At 42.8% G+C, this 822-nt stretch carries 2 protein-coding genes; both read right to left on the reverse strand.

Annotated elements, in window-relative coordinates; translation table 11 throughout:
• The coding region (gene folE, locus A3735_RS01690) for a GTP cyclohydrolase I FolE (protein WP_068637454.1) at nt 1-514 on the reverse strand (514 nt) is incomplete at its 3' end.
• A partial coding sequence (locus tag A3735_RS01695) for a dihydroneopterin aldolase (RefSeq protein WP_068637456.1) occupies nt 507-822 on the reverse strand: 316 nt, incomplete at its 5' end. The genes A3735_RS01695 and folE, both read right to left, overlap by 8 nt.

The following is an 822-nucleotide window of genomic DNA, read 5'->3' on the forward strand; positions in this document are numbered from 1 at the left end:
TTGATACTGCGACGTTGTCGGTATTGAGTAAGACTTGCAGCGCAACTAAAATTTGCTTTGTTAATCGTTCCTGAACTTGAGGGCGCTGTGAAAAAAACTTTACGATACGATTTATCTTGGATAAGCCGATGATTTTTTCTGCGGGAATATACGCGACTTTAGCTAAACCATCGATCGTGACGAAGTGGTGTTCGCAAGTACTTATCAGGTTAATGCGACTGACTTTAACCATTTCATCGACATTCATTTTGTTTTCGATAACCGCTATTTTGGGAAAGTTCTGATAGTCCAGGCCAGAGAATATCTCCTCCAAGTACATTTTTGCGATTCTGTGTGGAGTTTCAGCCAGGCTATCGTCTTGAAGGTCTAGCCCCAAAGTTGCCACGACCTCGGCTAATAAACCCTTAATTCGCTGATATTTTTGTTCGTCAGTGTATGGCGTCTGAACAAGAGGCGTTTCAAGTCCCATTTCAACTAAGGTGCTTTTAACTAATTGGGCTTCAGGGCTAAGCATGGGCATAGTTCTCCAAAGTTTCAGGTAGGATTGAGGCCTGCATTGTCAGTGATACTGAATCAGCAAACCGGAGCGCGTGTGGTTTCTCAACGTTTACTTTGGCGAAGGTGGTGTGGGGACTCGTGGTGCAAATTTGCAAAATTTCTTTTACAAGTCGCTCGAGTAATAAGAATCTGCCTTCTTCAACAAGTTGAATGATTCGCTTGGTAATGATCTTATAGTCCAGCGCGTCTTTCACCTGATCTGATTGCGCGGCTTTATTGGCAGAATAATGTAGTTCGACATTCACGACGATATCTTGTTGTTTA

This window comes from Oleiphilus sp. HI0061, assembly GCF_001635675.1.